The sequence below is a fragment of the Polaromonas sp. CG_9.11 genome (genome assembly GCF_015752225.1).
Lineage (GTDB): Bacteria > Pseudomonadota > Gammaproteobacteria > Burkholderiales > Burkholderiaceae_C > Polaromonas.
In genome coordinates this window covers 224,746-245,103 of sequence record NZ_JADOVE010000001.1, presented here as the reverse complement: position 1 = coordinate 245,103, position 20,358 = coordinate 224,746, and the positions used below count along the sequence as shown (strand labels likewise).

The following is a 20,358-nucleotide window of genomic DNA, read 5'->3' as shown; positions in this document are numbered from 1 at the left end:
TGTGCGCAGTGCTTTCCGGATTTTTGTAAAAGGTGTCGAGCATACGCACATTTGGGGAACCCCGGCGCCACGATTGACTCGAATACGGTCAAAAGAACCCTTACAAATAGTAGGAGCTGCACCGTGCCAATGGTTTGAAAAAACCGGCATGGCCCATAAAATGAAGACATCGCCCGCACACGCGGGTTTTAAAGGAGTTGAAATTATGACTGACAACGTACGGACCTTTGGCTACGGCGGAGTCGCACAGTCGGCCGAGCAGCGCAACAAGGTACTGCGCAACACCTACTGGCTGCTGGCGCTGAGCCTGCTGCCCACGGTGGCTGGCGCCTGGCTGGGCGTGGCTACCGGCATCACGCAGGCATTGACCGGCGGACTGGGACTGGTTGTGTTCCTGGGCGGTGCCTTCGGTTTCATGTATGCCATTGAAAAAACGAAGGATTCGGCTGCCGGCGTGCCGGTGCTGCTGGGCTTTACCTTCTTCATGGGCCTGATGCTTTCGCGCATGATTGGCGCGATCCTGGGTTTCAGCAACGGGTCGCAGCTGATCATGACGGCCATGGGCGGCACGGCCGGCGTGTTCTTTGTGATGGCGACGCTGGCCAGCGTCATCAAACGCGACATTTCCGGCATGGGCAAATGGCTGTTTGTCGGCGCGCTGGTGGTGATGGTGGGCGCCGTCGTCAATGTATTCGTTGGCTCAACCGCCGGCATGATGGCCATTTCAGTGGCCGTGATCGGCATCTTCAGCGCCTACATGCTGTATGACCTGAAGCAAATCCTGGACGGCGGCGAGACCAACTACATCAGCGCCACGTTGCGGCTCTACCTGGACATCTTCAACGTGTTCCAGGCGCTGCTGGCCCTGCTGGGCATCATGGGTGGCGAACGCGACTAAATTTCTCTTCAAGTAATAAAAAAGGGCCTTGACGGCCCTTTTTTCATGTCTGGACGACTCTGCTGCGCGTTCAGCCAATCCGTTCAAAAACCGCCATGGACTCGACATGCGCCGTATGCGGGAACATGTTGACCACGCCTGCCGCCGTGCAGCGGTAAGCACCGCTTTCGACCAGCACACCCGCATCGCGCGCCAGCGTGGCCGGGTTGCAGCTCACATACACGATGCGCTTGGGCAGGGTCCAGCCGTCAATCGCCAGGCTTTGCTGGTGCACGCCGTCATCACACGGCACGCCGGTCACGATCTGCTGGTGGAGCGCGACCAGCGACTTGAACAACTCAAACGCGCCTTCGCGCGGCGGATCGACCAGCCATTTTTCGGCGGCGCCGTCCCGCACCAGCATGGCCGGCGTCATCTCGAACAAGTTTCTTGCTACAAACTTCGTAGCTGCCAGCGGTTGCCGGACGGGCGATGAAGGCCTGTTTCGTTCGTAATTCTCGCGTGAACGGGCGACCAGCACCTCGCTGCCTTCAATGCCCAGCACCTCGCGCGCCTTGGTCGCCAGAGGCAGCGTGAAATTGCCCAGGCCGCAAAACCAGTCAATCACCCGCTCGCTCGGCTGCACGTCAAGCAGGCGCAGCGCGCGCGACACCAGCACCTGGTTGATGTGCGGGTTGACCTGGGTGAAATCGGTCGGCTTGAAGGGCATGGTGATGCCGTACTCGGGCAGGCCGTAGTTCAGTTCGCGGGCCGGCTGGTCAAGCAGTTTCACTGTGTCAAGGCCGCCCGGCTGCAGCCACCACTGCACGCCGGGATGTGCGCCGGCAAAGGCGCGCAGCCGCGCCAGGTCGGCATCGCTGAGCGGCTCCATGTGGCGCAGCACCATCGCCGTCACGTCGTCGCCGCAGGCCAGTTCGATCTGTGGAATGGATTCCCGCGCGTCCATGCTGCTGATCAGCCCGCGCAACGGCACCAGCATGTCGCTCACGTGCTGCGGCAGCACATGGCATTCGCGCATGTCGGCGACATAGGCGCTCTTGCGTTCATGAAAACCGACCAGCGCCGTGCCTTTCTTGCGCACGTAGCGCACCGACAGCCGCGCACGGTAGCGGTAGCGCCAGGCGGGGCCCTCAATTGGCCGCAGCAGGTTATCAGCCTTCACCTTGCCAATGAAACGCAGGTTGTCTTCGAGCACGCGCTGCTTGACGGCGACCTGCGCGCCGATGTGCAGGTGCTGCATCTTGCAGCCGCCGCAGGCGCCGGTGTGCATGCCAAAGTGCGGACAGGCCGGGCGCACGCGCTGGGCCGACTCGCGGTGAACCACCAGCAGCGTGGCCTTTTCAAAGCTGCTTTTCTTGCGGTACACGTTGGCCGTCACCTGCTCGAAAGGCAGTGCGCCTTCGATGAACACGACCTTGCCGTCGGCGCGGTGGGCGATGCCCTGGGCTTCGATGTCGAGCGATTCGACGGTCAGCAGGTCAATCGGATATTCCCTGGGTTCTGAAGGCGGCTGAAGGAGAGGGTCTGGTGTCTTTTCGGTCATTGCGCATTGTCTCAGGCTGCAGCACCCCTTTGGTGGACACGGCCCCGCCTGGAGACGGATTGCGGGCTGGCCAATCCGTTCGGCCACGGGATTGATCTGCTGGCGTTCAAGGGCCACAGCTGTGAGGAACTGCTGCTCGTCCGAGGCAGACCGACGCCGGTCAGCCTCCACCATTTACTCTGGTTTTTATAGCAAATGATGCAGAGGCATCAAGCGCAGGAAGGAGATTTAACCAAAAAAAGGAACCAAGCCGGGGCTTGGTTCCTTTTTTGCAGGCTTCGGCTGCTTAGCGCGCGGGCAGGTATTTGGCTGGATCGACCGGTTTGCCCTGGCGGCGGATTTCAAAATGCAGCTTGACCTTGTCGGCGTCACTGTTGCCCATTTCAGCGATCTTCTGGCCCCTCTTGACGGTCTGGTCTTCCTTGACCAGCAGCAGTTTGTTGTGCGCGTAGGCCGTCAGGAAGGTGTTGTTGTGCTTCAGGATGATCAGGTTGCCATAGCCGCGCAGGCCGGCGCCCGAATACACCACCCGGCCATCGGCCGAGGCCACCACCGGATCGCCGGCGTTGCCTGAAATGTCCAGCCCCTTGTTCTTGGCTTCGTCAAATCCGGCCACCAGCGTTCCCTGCGCCGGCCAGATCCAGCCCACATCCTCGTCGCTGCCCGAGGGCGCGGTGGAGCCGTTGGCGGGGACCGAACCCTGCCGTGCAGCGGTGGCGGACGGAACCGGTGCAATGCCGACGCTTCCCGGGTCGACCGGCCGGGTCACGACCGCAACGCCTTCGCTGACCGGAGGCACCACCCGCAGCACCTGTCCGACCTCGATCAGGTTCGGGTTTTCGAGGCTGTTCCAGCGGGCAACATCGCGCCAGTTCTGGCCATTTTCCAGACCGATGCGGATCATGGTGTCGCCCGGCTTGACCACGTAGTAGCCCGGTTTCCCGGCGTTCTCGGCACCGGGCAGGGGTTTGGCGGCGTCGGCTGGACGTGTCATGCCGGTACCGCGATCCTCGACCGGTGCACTGTTCAGCGTGCGGGATCCGCAGCCGGCCACCAGCAGCAGGGCTGCGGCGACTGCGCAGGGAAGCGCCAGGCGCGAAGTCCAGCCAGTGCGCTTGAGGGGTCCAGAGGCAGGAAAAGATTCCATGCGGTACGACCAGGTGCTGTTGCTCATTGATTCCTTCATCTTTAACCATTGCCTGATTGACATAGGGTCTGACGTGTCAGCCCAGCTCATCCGACTCCTGATTTTAAAGGGACAAAGTGCACCGCCTCCAGTAAAGTCTGGCGAATTCCCTGTGGCGTCCTGTCGATCACCACCAGCGCCTGGGCGCCGCTGGCATCCTGCAGCGGCGCGACCAGGCGCCCGCCCATGGCCAGCTGATCGGTCCAGGCCGGCGGAATCGCCTCGCCGCCCGCCGCCGCAATGATCGCGGCGTAGGGTGCGCCCCTGGCAAAGCCGTTCATGCCGTCGCCAAACAGCAGGTGCACATTGGCCAGCCGCAGGGTGCGCAGGTTTTCCCGGGCCTTGTCATGCAGGCCCCGCAGGCGCTCCATGCTGTAGACCTCGGTCGCCAGGTGGCTGAGCACGGCCGCCTGGTAACCGCAACCGGTGCCGATTTCCAGCACCCGCCCGAGCCTGCCGCTGGCGTCATGCCGCCCCTGCTGCAGCAATTCGAGCATGCGCGCCACCACGTTGGGCTTGGAAATGGTCTGACCGAATCCAATCGGCAGGCTGGTGTCTTCGTAGGCCATGTTGGCCAGCGCGGTATCGACAAAATGATGCCGGTGCACGGCACCCATGGCGGCCAGCACCTGCGCATCGACCACGCCCTGCTCGGCCAGGCGGCGCACCATGCGGGCGCGCACCGCCGCGTCGAGCCCCAGCCCGCTCGAAGCCCCTGGCTGAAACGCTCTTTTCAGGTCATTCTGGCCTGAACTGGTTGTTGCGCGGGCAGCTGCTGCTACGGTTTTTGCAGCAAATGGATTGCCCTTGTCGGGGTTGAGCTGCACCGGAAACGCAGGCCGGACGCCAGCAGAAGACAGTTTGCCGGCGGAATCAAGGCTCGGCTTCTGCGGTGTCTTCATGTCTCTACCTTTTTCAGTGCTGGTGGCTCAACCTGGCCGCCGTCTGTGCCCAGTAAGGCAGTCGTTCATGGTCTGTCAGGTCCACCTGCAGCGGCGTGATGGACACGTAGCCTTGCGCGGTGGCATGAAAGTCAGTGCCTTCGCCGGCTTCCTTGGCCGGGCCGGCGCCGCCGATCCAGTACATGGTCTCGCCGCGCGGGCTGGTCTGCATGATGACACGCTCGGCCGCATGGCGGCGTCCCAGCCGGCACACCTTGAAGCCTTCAACCATCCCGGCAGGCAGGTTGGGAATGTTCACGTTAAGCAGCCAGGGCGGCACGCTCGGCTGCGCGCCCTCGGCCACGGCTTCAAGCGACGGGATCAGCTGCTGGACCAGGTTGCGCGCCTGCTGCGCCGCCACGTCGATATGCGCCCAGCCTTTTTCGGTCTGCGAAAAGGCGATGGCCGGAATGCCGAAGAGATAGCCTTCCATGGCCGCCCCGACGGTACCGGAATAAATCGTGTCGTCGCCCATGTTGGCGCCATTGTTGATGCCCGACACCACCAGGTCCGGCCGGTAACCAAGCAGGCCGGTCAGGGCAATGTGCACGCAGTCGGCAGGCGTGCCGTTGATGTAGCGAAAGCCGTTGGCCGCCGTCTGCACATACATCGGCGTGTGCAGGCTCAGGGCGTTGGATTTGGCGCTGTTGTTCTGTTCGGGGGCGACCACCTCAACATCAGCAATGGTTTTCAGGGCTTCGTAAAGGGCCACGATGCCGCTGGCCTGGTAACCGTCGTCGTTGCAGATCAATATTTTCATGCTTTGATTCTACGGTCCCGGTCGGGACAGGCTATCGGGGTTTCCAGGAAGCCCGCGCCAGCGGCTTTGCCTATGATGAGGGCTTGAACCCCCTTCGCCGGGCTGCGCCCGAGCAGCGCGAACCCGGCTTCCCCCTTACTTCTGGAGACTTGTCCATGCATGCCTGGCTTTGTGAAAACCCCACCGGCGTTGACGCGCTGACCTGGAAAGAGCTGCCCACGCCTGAGCCCAAGGCCGGCGAAGTGCTGATCGAGATCAAGGCCGCCAGCCTGAATTTTCCCGACCTGCTGATCGTGCAAAACAAGTACCAGATGAAGCCGCCGCTGCCTTTCGTTCCGGGCTCGGAATATGCCGGCGTGGTGCAGGCCGTGGGCAACGGCGTGACGCAGCTGAAGGTCGGCCAGCATGTGGCTTGCCTGTCAGGCACTGGCGGATTTGCGACGCACACCATCGCGCCGGCTGCGCAGTGCATGCCGCTGCCTGAAGGTTTTCCATTTGTCGATGCGGCCGCCTTCATCATGATCTACGCCACTTCGCACCATGCGCTGGTCGACCGGGGGCAACTCAAGCCCGGCGAAACCGTGCTGGTGCTGGGCGCTGCCGGCGGTGTTGGCACGTCGGCCATCCAGATTGCCAAGGCGCTGGGCGCGCGCGTCATCGCCGCCGCGTCGAGCGATGAAAAATGCGAACTGTGCCGGTCCATTGGCGCCGACGCCACCATCAACTACAGCACGCAGGACCTCCGCGAAGCCCTCAAGCTGCTGACCGGCGGCAAAGGCCCGGACGTGGTCTATGACCCGGTGGGCGGCGACCTGGCCGAGCCGGCGTTCCGCTCGATTGCCTGGCGCGGCCGCTACCTGGTGGTCGGTTTCGCGGCCGGCGCGATTCCGGCGCTGCCGCTGAACCTCACGCTGCTCAAGGGCGCGTCCATCGTCGGTGTGTTCTGGGGCGGCTTTGCCAAGAACGAGCCCCAGGCCAACGCAGCCGCAATGGCCGAACTGGCCCAGTGGTATGCGCAGGGCAAGATCAAGCCGGTGATCGACAGCACCCTGCCGATGGCCGACCTCAAGGCCGCCTATGCGCGCATGGGGTCGCGAGCGGTCAAGGGCAAGCTGGTGATGGTGAACTGAGCGGCATCAAGCACCAGCCACGCTGGTGGAAAAATGCTTCAGATACCGTGCCGGCAGATCGGACACGCGCATCATCATCGGCAGGTCGGCCGAGTTGAAGTCCGGGTCCCACGCTGGCGCACCGAGCACCCGGGCACCCAGGCGCAGGTAGCCCCTGATCAGGGCCGGCGGCTCGACGACCAGCGAATCGTCCAGTTGCTCGACCGGCAAGGCCAGGCGCGGCGTGACCCGGTATTCGATGTCGGCCAGATGCGTCTGCCGGACTTGGCGCCAGATGCTGGCGGCCGCATGTCCCCCCAGCACGCCCTGGTGCTGCATCGGAATGCTGGCGCAGCCAATCATGGTGTCCAGCTGGTTGCGCCCCATGAACTCGGCCAGCGCACCCCACAACGCCAGAATCACACCGCCGTGCCGGTGGTCGGCATGCACGCAACTGCGGCCCAGCTCGACCATGCGCGCACGCAGGGAGCGCAGCCGGACCAGGTCGAATTCGGTGTCGCTGTAGGTGCCGCCGACGCGCCTGACCTGGGTTGGCGTCAGCACCCGGTAGGTGCCAATCACCTGCCCGCTGGCCGTGTCGCGCACCAGCAGATGCTCGCAGTAGTCATCGAACAGGTCGATGTCGTGGCCGGCCAGGATCTTGGGCAGGGTAGCGCCCATTTCCAGCGCAAACACCTGGTACCGCAGCCGCTGCGCTTCCCGGATTTCGTCCTGGTGCCGGGCCCAGCTGACCGAAATTTTTCCCCGCAGCGGAACTGCAGTGAGCGCATGAACGCCCGGATGAAGTGACCTCCGGGGCGTTGCGACCGGCGAAACCGCAAAGGTGGGCGTGGGCAGTTCTTTCATGGCGGCTTCCTGGTTATCCGGGTCGATCACACAACACCTGGCCCGCCCTGGGGTGCGGAGCGTGAGGGTTGTAAAAAAGCCCCTGTGAAGGGGCTTGGAACAGGTGGCGATTCAACAGATGGCGGGCCGCGGGCTGGCATCCGTGCGCCGGGGCTTGCCCCTGACAGGCGCCGACGGCAGGCCTTCGAGCCACGGCCGGGTGCCCGCCTTGAAGCGCAGGCCGCCGGGGCTGCTGGCCATGGCATGGGCGGTGCAGCGAAGAATGCGCAGCCGCTGCCAGTCCAGGTCGTGAAGCGGGGCGCAGGCGGCGCGGCCTGCGGTGGGTCCGGGCTCGCCGGCGGGGTTGGAATCGATGGCCATAGCATGCTCCTTCAAGCGGTCATGGCGCAATTCTGGGCACTGCGCGTGACGTGGCCGTGTCAGTTTGGTGGCAGTTGCGTGACAGCGGCGACGGCCCGGGTTCAGGCCGCCCGGTGCTATTGAATCAAGAGCTGCAAGCGCATGCTAGGTAAGCGCCGGCAGCCGATTTGATGCCTATTCCGGCGTGACGGCTAGAGCGAACGCTGGTTGACCCGCTGTGACAGCGCTTGGGCGCTTTCGCGGCGCTCGCTGTAGCGGTCCGTCAAGTACGACGACACGCCCCGGGTCAGCAGGGTGAACTTGACGAGTTCTTCCATGACATCGACCACCCGGTCGTAATAACTCGAAGGCTTCATGCGGCCAGCCTCGTCAAATTCGAGAAAGGCCTTGGCGACCGACGACTGGTTGGGAATCGTCAGCATGCGCATCCAGCGGCCCAGCACACGCAGCTGGTTGACCGCATTGAAGGACTGCGAGCCGCCCGACACCTGCATCACTGCCAGCGTCTTGCCCTGCGTGGGCCGCACCGCGCCGTCGGCCAGTGGAATCCAGTCGATCTGCGACTTCATGATGCCGGTCATGGCGCCGTGGCGTTCGGGCGAGGTCCAGACCATGCCTTCGGCCCATTGCGCCAGTTGCCGCAGTTCCTGCACCTTGGGATGCGTGTCGGGCGCATCGTCGGGCAGCGGCAGGCCGCGCGGGTCGAAGGTGCGGGTTTCGCAGCCCATGGCCTGCAGCAGCCGGGCGGCTTCTTCGCTCAGCAGCCGGCTGTAGGAGCGTTCGCGCACCGAACCGTAGAGCAGCAGGATGCGCGGCGCATGCGGGCTGGATGCTTGTGGCTGCAAGAGAACACTGGCGGGCGCGTCAAACTGTGCGATGTCGATGTTCGGCAGATCATGGAGGAAAGGTTTAACGGCCGGCAACACGCGCTCCCTGTTCATTGACGAGCACTTCGCCGTCTTCCTTGCTGAAGGCGGCACGCTGCGGCAGCGGCAGGATATCGAGCACCGCTTCCGATGGGCGGCACAGCCGGGTGCCCAGCGTTGTCACCACGATCGGCCGGTTGATCAGGATGGGATGGGCCAGCATGGCATCGAGCAGTGCGTCATCGCCAAGGGCCGGGTTGTCCAGCCCCAGCCCGGCGTAGAGCGCTTCCTTTTGCCGTACCGCGTCGCGGACAGGAATGCCCATCTGCGCGATCAGCTCGACCAGCTTTTCACGCGTCGGCGGCGTTTTCAGGTACGCGATGACCTCGGGCTCGGCGCCGGTGTTGCGGATCAGCGCCAGCACATTGCGCGAAGTGCCGCATGTCGGGTTGTGATAGATCGTGATGCCGGAAATGGGGGTGACTACCAAGGTAGGCAGAGGGTTGGGCATGGGGGCGAACTCCTGATTAAAAAAAATTTGACATGAAAGACTCGGAAAGGTGGAAACAATTCAATGTTTCAATTATAGTTGAATCATGGAAACAATAGCTTCTTCAGAACTTGTCTCACTGGACGAATCCGCCGCCGTCAAGGCACTGGCCGCACTGGCTCAGGCCCAGCGCCTGCGGGTGTTCCGGGCGCTGGTGGTGGCCGGCCCGGGCGGGCTGACGCCCGGCGTGATGGCCGAGCAACTGGCTGTGGCACCGAGCGCGCTGTCGTTTCACCTCAAGGAGCTGGCGCATTCCGGCCTGGTCAGCAGCGAGCCGCGCGGCCGCAACCTGATCTACCGTGCCGACATCGGCCACATGAATGCGTTGCTGGCCTACCTGACCGAGCATTGCTGCGAAGGCCAGGCTTGCAGCCCCGTTGCAGCGGTTGTTTGCTGATTTTTCAGGCTATTTCGGCCATTTGCGCAATGCCGGCCTGCTTAATTAGCTATTTTTTTCATAGCAAATACTTTTCATGCACCGAAGGCTGACGCTGCGGGTCAGCCTGCCCACTGAAAAACCCGAACGCACCCTGCTGCAAAGTACGGCCCACGACCTGACACAGTCCTGATCAAGCACTGAACCCGGCCTCAAGATTCATAAAAAACTGCCCGACATGCTCACCGCCCTGCTCATTTTCATAGTTACCCTGATCCTTGTCATCTGGCAGCCACGCGGCCTTGGAATTGGCTGGAGCGCCTCGCTCGGGGCGGTGCTTGCGCTGCTGACGGGCGCGGTGCAGGTCGGCGACATTGCGACGGTCTGGCACATCGTCTGGAACGCCACCGGCACCTTCATCGCCATCATCATCATCAGCCTGCTGCTCGACGAGGCCGGTTTTTTCGAGTGGGCCGCGCTGCATGTGGCGCGCTGGGGAAAAGGAAACGGCCGGCTGCTGTTTGCGCTGATCGTGCTGCTGGGCGCGGCGGTGTCGGCCCTGTTTGCCAATGACGGCGCGGCACTGATCCTCACACCCATCGTGATTTCGATGCTGCTGGCCCTCGGTTTCAGCGCCGGGGCGACGCTGGCGTTCGTGATGGCGGCCGGTTTCATTGCAGACACCGCCAGCTTGCCACTGGTGGTGTCCAACCTGGTCAACATTGTTTCAGCCGATTTTTTCAACATCGGCTTCGACCGCTACGCTTCGGTGATGGGATGGGTGAACCTGGCCGCGATTGCCGCCAGCCTGGGCATGCTGATGCGGTACTTCTGGCGCAGCATTCCGGCGCGCTACGACATGGCACAGATCAAACCGCCGCAGGACGCCATCCGCGACGCCGCCACCTTCAAGGCCGGCTGGGTGGTGCTGGCGCTGCTGCTGGTCGGCTTTTTCGGGCTGGAGCCGCTGGGCGTGCCGGTCAGCGTGGTGGCCGCAAGCGGTGCGCTGGTGTTGCTGGTCGTCGCCGGGCGGGGCCGTCTTATCTCCACGCCCAAGGTGATCCGGGGCGCACCCTGGCAGATCGTCATCTTTTCCCTGGGCATGTACCTGGTGGTGTACGGCCTGCGCAACGCCGGCCTGACACGCGAAATCGCTTCGCTGCTGAACCTGTTTGCGCAGGGCGGCGTCTGGGGCGCGGCCTTCGGCACCGGCCTGTTGGCCGCGTTGCTCTCCTCAGTAATGAACAACATGCCAACGGTACTGGTGGTTGCCTTGTCCATCGATGCCAGCAGCGCCACCGGGGTGGTGAAGGAGGCCATGGTGTATGCCAACGTGATCGGCTGCGACCTGGGGCCCAAGATCACCCCGATTGGCAGTCTGGCCACCCTGCTGTGGCTGCATGTGCTGGCGCGCAAAGGCACGATCATCACCTGGGGCTACTACTTCAAGGTCGGCATCGTGCTGACCGTTCCGGTGCTGCTGGTGACGCTGGCTGCGCTGGCGATTCGCATTGGCATCTGATGGCCGCCATGAATGACCACCGGGAAGCGGGAGACTTTTCAGGCGCTGGCGCATGCGCCAAAACCGCGGCCTGAACGTTGCGACTTCCTGTGGGACATCCTGGCGGTGCCCATGGTGCACGATCTGGCCGTCAGAGCCTGCACCATTTTTGGTGCTGCCGGTTGCCAGAGCGTTGTCCTGACCCTGCGCCTGCGGCTTATTTCGGCTGGTAAATGATCAGACCCATGCCGGCCAGGCTCAGGGCCACGCCGGCAACATCCCACGCCGTCGGACGCACCCCCTCCACGGCCCACAGCCAGGCCAGCGCCACGCTGATATACACGCCGCCGTATGCGGCGTAGACCCTGCCGGCGGCGGCCTCGTGCAGCGTCAGCAACCAGGCAAACAGGGCCAGGCTGAAAGCCGCCGGAACCAGCAGCCAGCTTGACGCTTGCCTGACCAGCCACAGGTACGGCAGGTAGCAGCCCACGATCTCGGCCAGCGCGGTCGCCAGAAACAGGAAAAAGGTTTTCACGCTTCAGCGCAGGATCAGCACCGGCACCTCGCTGAGCCGCAGCAGCGTGGTCGTCGTGCTGCCGACGAGCAACTGGCGAATGCGCGAATGGCCATAGGCGCCCATCACCAGCAGCGACGCGCCCTGCGCCTTGACGAAGCCCGGCAGCACGTCCTCAGGCTCGCCGGGCAGCAGTGCCCTGGACGCCTCAAAGCCCGCCGTCACCAGCGACTGCCAGGCTTCCTCCAGCTGCCGCTGGGCCTGCGCGGTGTCCTCACCCGCCATTGCCACGATCACCGGCAGGCCCTTGAGCATCGGGCTGTGCGCCACGGTCTCGACGGTTGTGCGCGACGTCGGACTGCCGTCAAAGGCGATGACGAAGCGCTTCGGCTCTTCAAACGCCGCGCCTGTCGAGACCAGCACCGGACGTTTCACGGACCGAATCACGCGCTCGACGTGGTGGTCCAAGTGAATCTTCACGGCCCCGCTGGCGTGGTGGTGCTCGCCCAGCACGAAAAGCCGCGCATCGGGCTCCATTTCGAGCACGGTATCGAGCAGTTCGCCATGGCGCAGCCGCACGTCGAGCCGCACCACGCCTGCAGCCGTTGCGCGCAGGCGGGCGTCAGCCAGCAATTGCCGGCCGGCTTCCTGCGCCAGCTTGCCGCGTTGCGCGTCCAGTGCGCTCAATTCAAAAAGCAGCGCGTCCTGCGCGCCCAGCCCGATGGCACCGCTGTAGTCGGTCAGCAAGGGGCGGTCGGTGCGCTCCAGCACATGCAGCATTTCCAGTGGGGCCTCCAGGCGCTGTGCGGACCAGGCGGCCCAGTCGATCACGGCAGTGCTGTTGGCCAGGCCGTCAATGCAGGCATAAACCTTGTTCATGGGGAATTCCTTTTGTCCAGTTGATGCGGATGATGCCGTCAGTGCATGAGTTTTTCAACAGCACCGGGTTTGTCGTGAATCGCAAAGCGGTCCATCATCGTCGTACTGGCTTCGTCCAGGCCCAGCACCTCCACCTCGGCGCCTTCGCGCTTGAACTTGAGCACCACCTTGTCCAGCGCGCCGACCGCCGTGATGTCCCAGAAATGGGCGCGGCTCACATCGATGCGGACCATTGGCACAGCTTCCTTGAAGTCAAAGCTGTTGAGGAAGGTTTCCGACGAGGCAAAAAACACCTGCCCCACCACGCGGTAGGTGCGCAGGCGGCCTTCGGCATCCAGGCTGCGGTCGATGCGCAGCACCTTGCCGACTTTGTGCGCAAAAAAGATGCCCGACAGCAGCACGCCGGCAAACACGCCCTTGGCCAGGTCATGCGTGGCCACCGTGATGACCACGGTGGCGATCATGACAAGGGTTGAACTGGGCGGATGCTGGCGCAGCTTGCGGATCGAGTCCCAGCTGAAGGTGCCGATGCTGACCATGATCATCACCGCCACCAGCGCCGCCATCGGAATCTGCCTGACCCAGGGGCCCAGGAACACGATCAGGACCAGCAGCGCGAGCCCCGCCACCAGCGTCGACAGCCGCCCGCGTCCGCCGGATTTCACATTGATCACCGACTGGCCAATCATGGCGCAGCCGGCCATGCCGCCAATGAAGCCGGTGGCGATGTTGGCCACGCCCTGCCCCATGCATTCGCGGTTCTTGTTGCTGTTGGTGTCGGTCAGCTCGTCAACAATCGAAGCGGTCATCATCGATTCCAGCAAACCCACCACAGCCATCGTCGCGGCATACGGGAAGATGATCCTGAGCGTTTCCAGCGTCAAAGGCACATCGGGCAGTAAAAAGATCGGCAGGCTGTCGGGCAACTGGCCCATGTCGCCCACGGTGCGAATGTCCAGCTTGAGCAGCATCGCCACGCCGGTGAGCACGACGATGGTGACCAGCGGCGACGGCACCGCCTTGGTGATGTAGGGAAAGCCGTAAATGATGATCAGGCCGGCCGCTGTCATGGCATACACCACCCAGCTCACGTCGGTCAGTTCGGGCAGTTGCGCCAGAAAGATCAGGATCGCCAGCGCATTGACAAAGCCGGTAATCACCGAGCGCGAGACAAAACGCATCAGCGCGCCGAGCTTGAGCAGCCCGGCAACAATCTGCAGCACGCCGGTCAGCACGGTGGCGGCCAGCAGGTATTGCAGGCCATGCTCTTTGACCAGCAGCACCATCACCAGCGCCATCGCGCCGGTGGCGGCCGAGATCATGCCGGGCCGGCCGCCGGTGAAGGCGATGATCACGGCGATGCTGAAGGACGCATACAGGCCGACCTTGGGATCAACCCCGGCAATGATGGAAAAAGCAATGGCTTCGGGAATCAGGGCCAGCGCAACCACCAGACCGGCCAGCAAGTCGCCCCGGATGTTGGAAAACCAGTCCTGGCGGAGGGATGAATAGATTTTTTTCAATGGATAAATGCGGCGCCAGGCGTGACCGGGCGGCCGTGAGTCAATGGGGAACGGGGAATGGGGCGTCGGGCAGGACCGACGAAAAGCGGTCTGACCCGGTGAACATGCAGGGCGATTTGCGCCCAACCTGAAGGCTCAGGGCGGTGTCACCGAGCAAAAGTAGCCGCGCGGCAACCCGCTGCCAGGGAAGGAACCCCGGAAAGTGGAGAGCGCGTTCAAAACCATTGGCATGCCGGGATTTTACCCATGCGGGTTTTCCCCTCGACCGTTACACCAGCCACTTCTGGAAAAACTGCGCCTGACCCATTGCCGGATCGAGCTGGTAGCCGGCAAAGCCGACGCGTTCATACAGCCGGATCGCGCGGGCGTTGCCGGCAAGCACTTCCAGCGTCAGCTTGCAGGCACCGCGCTCCCGGGAAATTTCCTCCACCAGCACCAGCATCTGCTCGCCCACCCGCTGGCCCCGGTGGCTGGCCAGCACCGCCACATCGTGAACATTGACCAACGGACGGCAGGCAAAGGTCGAAAAACCTTCGATGCAGTTGACCAGGCCGACGGGCTGATCGCCGTGATCTCCGGAAAAAGCCAGCACGCTGAAGGCCTGCGGCCGCGCGGCCAGTTCTTTCACCAGGTGGGCCTTGGCAAACGCGCTCAGGGCTTCGCCGCCGCCGGCCGGGTCCTGCGCATAGGCATCGAGCAGGCAAACCAGTGCGTCGGCGTGGACCGGGTTGCGGTAATCGGCCTGGCAGACATGCAGGCGGGGTGAAATCGATGCAGTGAGGTGGGTCACGAGGGGCTCTTTGGCGGTGTCTGGATGCATGGATTTTAAGGACCGGCCGGTCATCTTCCGGGCGATCGCCCGCAGCGATTTTGTTACAGCTTTTGCTTTACCGGACATTTACCGGCCTATTTCCAGAGCGACACCTGCGCCCGGGTGCTTGCAGGGATAATTATTCAGCGCAAGGCCTGCCGATGCGCCCCGGCCATTCGCCAGGGGCCGGACAGGGCGCCCGCCCCCTCCCTGTAGAAATGAAAATGCCGCCGCCAGCGTCCTGTCGCGGCATGCAAAAGGACCGCTGATGGACACCCGTGCCGAAACCCCGCCCATCCACAGCAACACCCCTCCCGCCCAACGCATGAGCCGCCGCGCACGCCTGCTCGGCAGCCTGCTGGCGCTGGCGTTGCTGGCCGGCACCGGCTGGCTGGCCTGGCACCTGACGCATCCCGATGCGCCAGCGGCGGGTGCGGCAGGCGGGCGGCGTGGCGCAGTGGCCAGCACGGTTGGCGTGGCGACCGCCGAAAGCAGCCGCATCCCGGTCATCCTGGACGCGCTGGGCACTGTCACGCCGCAGGCCACCGTCAAGGTTCGGCCGCAGGTGTCGGGCGTGATGGAAAAAGTGCTGTTCAAGGAAGGCCAGATGGTGCGCGCAGGCGACCTGATGGCGACCATCGACCCGCGCCAGTTCGAACTCGCGCTGATGCAGGCCAGCGGCCAGCGCCAGCGCGACGAGGCGCAGCTGGCCAGCGCCCGCGTCACGCTGGCGCGCTTTCAGACGCTGCTGGCGCAGGACTCGATTGCGCGGCAGGAAGTCGACACCCAGGCGGCGCTGGTCAAGCAGCTTGAAGGCACGGTGATGATCGACAAGGCCAACGAAGGCGTTGCCCGGCTCAACCTGGGCTATGCCCGCGTCGTCGCACCCATCAGCGGACGTGTCGGCCTGCGCACGGTCGATGTCGGCAATGTGGTCAGCAGCAGCGACGCCAACGGCATTGCGCTGATCACGCAGGTCACCCCGATCGACGTGGTGTTCGCCGTTCCGCAAGACCGCGCGGGCGAGTTGCAGCAGTCTGCGGTGGCCGGCCGGGCCATGAAGGTCACGGCGCTCGACCGGACGCGCTCCAGCGCGCTGGACACCGGCGTGTTCACGTCGCTGGACAACCAGGTCGATGTGCAGACCGGCACGGTCAAGGCCAAGGCACGCTTTGCCAACGCCCAGCTGGCGCTGTTTCCAAGCCAGTTCGTCAATGTGCAGCTGGAACTGCGAACCATTGAAAATGCTGTCACGGTGCCGGTGGCGGCGCTGCGCCATGGCAATGCCGGCGACTATGTCTATGTCGTGAATGCGGCCGAGCGCACGGTCAGCCTGCGGCCGGTCTTGCGCGGCCAGGCGACAGCGGACAAGATACAGATCGCTTCGGGCCTGAAGGCGGGCGAGCAGGTCATCACCGAAGGCGCCGACCGGCTCAAGGACGGCGCGCCGGTGGTGCTGCCCGGCGACAACCCCAGGGGCATGAACGGCGCAGGTACCGGCAAACGACAGCGTCCGGGCGCACCGGCCGATGGCGCCCGACCGGGCGCGTCAGCCGCTGGCGATGCAATGGCGCCAGCAACCGTGCCGGCTTCGGGCGCCGCCAGCGCACCACGCCGCCGCCGCGCGTCTGAAGCCGAGGGCGCATGAACCCGCGCGCGCCAGCCAGTGCGCCGGATGTCCCCCCCGGCGATGGCGGACCTGACGGCCAGCGGGATGACATCGGACCTTCGGGCGCCTTTGGCGACAACGCGCCAGCCTCGACCCTGAGCCCGTCGCGGCCCTTCATCATGCGGCCGGTGGCCACCGCGCTGCTGATGCTGGCCATCGTGCTGGCCGGCCTGGTCGGCTTCAGGCTGCTGCCGCTGTCGGCGCTGCCGCAGGTCGACTACCCGACCATCCAGGTGCAGACGCTCTACCCCGGCGCCAGTCCCGAAGTGATGGCGCAAACCGTCACCGCGCCGCTGGAGCGCCAGTTCGGCCAGATGGCCGGCTTGAGCCGCATGAGCTCGACCAGCACGGCGGGCGTGTCCATCGTCACATTGCAATTCGGCCTGGGGCTGGCGCTGGACGTGGCCGAGCAGCAGGTGCAGGCGGCGATCAACGCCGGCGGCTCGCTGCTGCCAGCCGACCTGCCGGCGCCGCCGGTATATGCCAAGGTCAATCCGGCCGACGCGCCGGTGCTCACGCTGGCCATCACATCGGACACGCTGCCGCTGACCGAAGTACAGAACATTGTCAACACCCGGCTGGCGTTGAAGATCAGCCAGGTGAACGGCGTCGGGCTGGTGGCCCTCAGCGGCGGCCAGCGCCCGGCCGTGCGCATCCAGGCCGACACGCGGGCGCTGGCGTCGTATGGCCTGGGGCTCGACGCGCTGCGCACGGCGATCAGCGCCGCCAACGCCAACGGCGCAAAAGGCAGCATCGATGGCCCGACGCGTTCGTATTCCATCAATTCCAACGACCAGCTGCTGGCCGCCCAGGACTACCAAAAGCTCATCATTGCCTACCGCAATGGCGCGGCGGTGCGCGTGTCGGACGTGGCGCGGGTCGTGGAGAGCGCCGAGAACACCCAGCTCGGCGCCTGGGCCAGCATCGCCTGCACGCCGGGCGCGTCACCCGCCTCAAAGAATGAAGAAGATTGCCTCGGCACACCCGGCCGGCGGCTGGTTCCCGCCATTATTTTGAACGTGCAGCGCCAGCCCGGCGCGAATGTGATTGCCACGGTGGACGCCATCAAGGCACGCCTGCCCGAGTTGCAGGCTGGCCTGCCGACCTCGATGCGCGTCGATGTGCTGAGCGACCGCACCACCGGCATCCGCGCCTCCGTGCTGCATGTCGAGATCGAGCTGCTGCTGGCGGTGCTGATGGTGGTGCTGGTGATCTTTGCGTTTTTGCACAACGTTCGCGCCACGGTGATTGCCAGTTTGTCGGTGCCGATCTCGCTGATCGGCACCTGCGGCGCGATGTACCTGCTCGGCTACAGCCTGAACAACCTGAGCCTGATGGCGTTGACGATTGCCACCGGCTTCGTCGTCGATGACGCCATCGTGATGATCGAGAACATCTCGCGCTACATCGAGGAAGGCGAGTCGCCGATGCTGGCCGCGCTCAAGGGCGCCAAGCAGATCGGCTTCACCATCATCTCACTGACGGTGTCGCTGATCGCGGTGCTGATTCCGCTGCTCTTCATGGGCGACGTGGTGGGCCGGCTGTTCCGCGAATTCGCCATCACACTGGCCATCACGATTTTGATTTCGGCCGTCGTCTCTCTCACGCTCGTTCCGATGATGTCGGCCAGGTGGCTGAAAGAAAAAGCCCCCACGCTCCCCGCTGCGCGTGGTTCGCTGCCCCCCGGGGGGGCCGCTGCGCCTGCGGTCTGGCAAAGCCAGTCCCGCGGCCCTGGCTGGGCTGGGACAAGCGACCCCACGCTTGGCGAGCGGCTGCAGCGCTTCTTTGACCGCGTCATCGTTCGTTATGACCAGTCGCTGACCTGGGTGCTCCGGCACCAGGGCGCGACGCGGGTGGTGGCGCTGGCGACCTTGGTGCTGACCGTCGTGCTGTATGTGCTGATTCCCAAGGGCCTGTTCCCGACGCAGGACACCGGCCAGTTGCAGGCGCGCGTCGAAACCGCCCAGTCGGTGTCGTATGCGCGCATGTCGGCGTTGCAGCAGGCGGCGGCACGCGAGATTTTGCAAGACCCGGACGTGGACGCGCTGAGTTCCTTCGTCGGCGTCGATGCGGCCAACAACACCATGCTGCACACCGGCCGCATGCTGATCAACCTGAAAAAAGAGCGCATTGGCAGCCAGCAGGACACCATGGACCGGCTGCGCCAGCGCGCCAGCCAGGTCGCCGGCGTGTCGCTGTACCTCCAGCCGACGCAGGATCTGACGATTGACGCCGAAACCGGCCCGACGCAGTTCCGCGTGTCGGTGGAAGGCGCGAGCAACGCCGTGGTGGTGCAGTGGGCCAACCAGCTGGCCGAGCGCATGGCGCAGTCCGCCAGCCTGCGCAACGTGGTGTCGGACGCCGGCGCCCAGGGCACGGCGGCTTTCATCAACGTAGACCGCGACACGGCGTCGCGCCTGGGCATTTCTGCTTCGGTGATTGACGATGCGCTGTACAACGCGTTCGGTCAGCGCATCGTCTCGACGATCTTCACCGAGACCAACCAGTACCGCGTGATCCTCGAAGCGCTGCCCGACGCGCGCGCCACGCCGGCCTCGCTGGGCAGCCTGCCGCTGAAAACCAGTGGGGGCACGACCACGCCGCTGTCGTCGATAGCCACCATCACCGAGCAGCCCGCGCCGCTGCAGATCACCCACGTCGCGCAGTTCCCGGCGACGACCCTGGGCTTTGACACCGCGCCCGGCGTGTCGCTGGGCAAGGCGGTCGACGAGATCCGGCAGGCCGCGAAAGACATCGCCCTGCCGTCGAGCGTGACGCTGACCTTTTTGGGCGCTGCGGCGGCTTACCAGTCGTCGCTTTCCAGCCAGCTGTGGCTGATTTTGGCGGCGGTGGTCTGCGTGTACATCGTGCTGGGTGTGCTGTATGAAAGCTATGTGCACCCGATGACGATTCTCTCGACGCTGCCATCGGCCGGCGTGGGGGCGCTGCTGATGCTGATGCTGAGCGGCTCGGACCTCGGGGTGATTGGCATCATCGGCATCATCTTGCTGATCGGCATCGTGAAGAAGAACGCCATCATGATGATTGACTTTGCGATTGACGCCGAGCGCAACGAGGGCAAGTCGCCGCAGGAGGCAATTCACCAGGCGGCGCTGCTGCGCTTTCGGCCGATTCTGATGACGACGCTGGCGGCGCTGTTTGCCGCCGTTCCCTTGATGCTGGGGTTTGGCGAGGGGGCGGAGTTGCGGCGGCCGCTGGGCTTGGCGATTTTTGGCGGCTTGATCGTCAGTCAGGTGTTGACGCTGTTCACGACGCCCGTTATCTATCTGGCGTTTGACCGGCTGGGGCGGCGGTTTGGGCGAAAGGAGCGGGGTTGATGCTTCTTTTTTATGCTTTTTCTGCCGCTTGCGCTTGCTCTGCTTGCGCTGGTAGCTATTTAATTGGTAGCGGTTTTCGCTGGTTGCACCTGCTGGCCGGGGGTAGCCCGGCGGCTAGTAACTTTCTTTTGCTTCGCCAAAAGAAAGTCACCAAAGAAAAGGCGACCCGACTGTCCGGGTCCCTGCGCTTCGCTTCGGGCAACCTGCGCTGCCCCGAAAAAACGGGGGTCGGCGCAAACTCGCTGCGCTGCGCTACGCTCAAACAGCGCGCCGCCCTGATCCCGTTTTTCCGGGGCATCACAGGCCCAGACAGAACGGGACTGTCGGGGAATGAAGTCCGAACGGCCGAACAGGCTAACGGCGACCACGACCACGACCACGACTGGTATTTGGTTCTTTATGCTATTCATTCGATAGCTGGCTGTGCAAGTTCTATATGCGCCAATGGCACTTTTCATGCCCAAGCGCCTAAAGATTCAGGTTATTGGCGGCGGGCGTTTATTCTTTTGCGTGTTTCTTACTCCCTCTCCCTCTGGGAGAGGGCTGGGGTGAGGGCTCCCCGATGCCGATTTTCTGTGGCAGTTCTCACGCCCGCCAGCCCCCATCCCAGCCTTCCCCCAGCGGGGGAAGGAGAAATTCAGGCGCGGGGAAAGGGTTTGCCTGATGA

18 protein-coding genes are annotated in these 20,358 nt (G+C 64.2%); 6 read left to right on the top strand and 12 right to left on the bottom strand.

Annotated elements, in window-relative coordinates:
* The first annotated feature begins 205 nt into the window (after positions 1 to 205).
* Complete coding sequence (locus IWX85_RS01210; protein ID WP_036810709.1) at positions 206 to 898, top strand: Bax inhibitor-1 family protein; 693 nt, start codon at positions 206 to 208, stop codon at positions 896 to 898.
* 70 nt (positions 899 to 968) lie between these two features.
* On the opposite strand, the gene rlmD is transcribed toward IWX85_RS01210, so the two are convergent.
* The 4 genes from rlmD to surE form a co-directional block, all read right to left on the bottom strand.
* Complete coding sequence (gene rlmD / locus IWX85_RS01205) at positions 969 to 2,441, bottom strand: 23S rRNA (uracil(1939)-C(5))-methyltransferase RlmD (protein ID WP_196868457.1); 1,473 nt, start codon at positions 2,439 to 2,441, stop codon at positions 969 to 971.
* A 286-nt stretch (positions 2,442 to 2,727) separates the two neighbouring features.
* Positions 2,728 to 3,588: a peptidoglycan DD-metalloendopeptidase family protein gene (locus IWX85_RS01200; RefSeq protein ID WP_370584164.1), complete on the bottom strand. Its 861-nt coding sequence runs from the start codon at positions 3,586 to 3,588 to the stop codon at positions 2,728 to 2,730.
* Between the two features lie 86 nt (positions 3,589 to 3,674).
* The gene (locus tag IWX85_RS01195; protein WP_231379443.1) at positions 3,675 to 4,529 is read right to left on the bottom strand and encodes a protein-L-isoaspartate(D-aspartate) O-methyltransferase; all 855 of its coding nucleotides are present in this window, start codon (positions 4,527 to 4,529) and stop codon (positions 3,675 to 3,677) included.
* Between the two features lie 13 nt (positions 4,530 to 4,542).
* Entirely contained in the window at positions 4,543 to 5,328 is a 786-nt protein-coding gene (gene surE / locus IWX85_RS01190; RefSeq protein ID WP_036810702.1) for a 5'/3'-nucleotidase SurE, read from the bottom strand.
* Between the two features lie 155 nt (positions 5,329 to 5,483).
* Between surE and IWX85_RS01185 the strand changes: the two genes are divergently transcribed.
* The gene (locus tag IWX85_RS01185; RefSeq protein WP_036810698.1) at positions 5,484 to 6,458 is read left to right on the top strand and encodes an NADPH:quinone oxidoreductase family protein; all 975 of its coding nucleotides are present in this window, start codon (positions 5,484 to 5,486) and stop codon (positions 6,456 to 6,458) included.
* 6 nt (positions 6,459 to 6,464) lie between these two features.
* On the opposite strand, the gene IWX85_RS01180 is transcribed toward IWX85_RS01185, so the two are convergent.
* The 4 genes from IWX85_RS01180 to arsC form a co-directional block, all read right to left on the bottom strand.
* Positions 6,465 to 7,304 carry a GNAT family N-acetyltransferase gene (locus tag IWX85_RS01180; RefSeq protein ID WP_036813760.1) on the bottom strand — a complete coding sequence of 280 codons (840 nt, stop codon included), beginning with the start codon at positions 7,302 to 7,304 and terminating at the stop codon, positions 6,465 to 6,467.
* Between the two features lie 111 nt (positions 7,305 to 7,415).
* Positions 7,416 to 7,664 (bottom strand): hypothetical protein, encoded by a 249-nt coding sequence (locus tag IWX85_RS01175; protein ID WP_196868455.1) that lies wholly within the window; start codon positions 7,662 to 7,664, stop codon positions 7,416 to 7,418.
* A gap of 191 nt (positions 7,665 to 7,855) precedes the next feature.
* Positions 7,856 to 8,605, bottom strand: coding sequence for an arsenical resistance protein ArsH (arsH, locus tag IWX85_RS01170; RefSeq protein ID WP_196868454.1), 750 nt, complete (start codon positions 8,603 to 8,605; stop codon positions 7,856 to 7,858).
* On the bottom strand, positions 8,574 to 9,005 hold the full coding sequence (gene arsC / locus IWX85_RS01165) for an arsenate reductase (glutaredoxin) (RefSeq protein ID WP_196868534.1): 432 nt from the start codon (positions 9,003 to 9,005) through the stop codon (positions 8,574 to 8,576). Before arsC ends, arsH begins: the two co-directional genes overlap by 32 nt.
* A 121-nt stretch (positions 9,006 to 9,126) precedes the next feature.
* On the opposite strand from arsC, the gene IWX85_RS01160 reads away from it, so the two are divergent.
* On the top strand, positions 9,127 to 9,477 hold the full coding sequence (locus tag IWX85_RS01160) for a helix-turn-helix transcriptional regulator (RefSeq protein ID WP_196868453.1): 351 nt from the start codon (positions 9,127 to 9,129) through the stop codon (positions 9,475 to 9,477).
* Between the two features lie 217 nt (positions 9,478 to 9,694).
* Entirely contained in the window at positions 9,695 to 10,978 is a 1,284-nt protein-coding gene (locus IWX85_RS01155; RefSeq protein ID WP_196868452.1) for an arsenic transporter, read from the top strand.
* Between the two features lie 196 nt (positions 10,979 to 11,174).
* On the opposite strand, the gene IWX85_RS01150 is transcribed toward IWX85_RS01155, so the two are convergent.
* The 4 genes from IWX85_RS01150 to IWX85_RS01135 all read right to left on the bottom strand — a co-directional run bounded on the left by IWX85_RS01150 (position 11,175) and on the right by IWX85_RS01135 (position 14,663).
* The gene (locus tag IWX85_RS01150; RefSeq protein WP_036810682.1) at positions 11,175 to 11,492 is read right to left on the bottom strand and encodes a YnfA family protein; all 318 of its coding nucleotides are present in this window, start codon (positions 11,490 to 11,492) and stop codon (positions 11,175 to 11,177) included.
* Between the two features lie 3 nt (positions 11,493 to 11,495).
* Positions 11,496 to 12,350, bottom strand: coding sequence for a universal stress protein (locus IWX85_RS01145; RefSeq protein ID WP_036810680.1), 855 nt, complete (start codon positions 12,348 to 12,350; stop codon positions 11,496 to 11,498).
* A gap of 38 nt (positions 12,351 to 12,388) precedes the next feature.
* Positions 12,389 to 13,864, bottom strand: coding sequence for a SulP family inorganic anion transporter (locus IWX85_RS01140; protein WP_196868533.1), 1,476 nt, complete (start codon positions 13,862 to 13,864; stop codon positions 12,389 to 12,391).
* Positions 13,865 to 14,141: 277 nt separating this feature from the next.
* Complete coding sequence (locus IWX85_RS01135) at positions 14,142 to 14,663, bottom strand: GNAT family N-acetyltransferase (RefSeq protein WP_370584154.1); 522 nt, start codon at positions 14,661 to 14,663, stop codon at positions 14,142 to 14,144.
* A gap of 289 nt (positions 14,664 to 14,952) precedes the next feature.
* Here IWX85_RS01135 and IWX85_RS01130 point away from each other — a divergent pair, with 289 nt between their 5' ends.
* Both IWX85_RS01130 and IWX85_RS01125 read left to right on the top strand, forming a co-directional pair.
* Positions 14,953 to 16,332 (top strand): efflux RND transporter periplasmic adaptor subunit, encoded by a 1,380-nt coding sequence (locus tag IWX85_RS01130; RefSeq protein WP_196868450.1) that lies wholly within the window; start codon positions 14,953 to 14,955, stop codon positions 16,330 to 16,332.
* Positions 16,333 to 16,448: 116 nt separating this feature from the next.
* On the top strand, positions 16,449 to 19,691 hold the full coding sequence (locus IWX85_RS01125) for an efflux RND transporter permease subunit (RefSeq protein WP_196868532.1): 3,243 nt from the start codon (positions 16,449 to 16,451) through the stop codon (positions 19,689 to 19,691).
* The last annotated feature ends 667 nt before the right edge of the window (positions 19,692 to 20,358 follow it).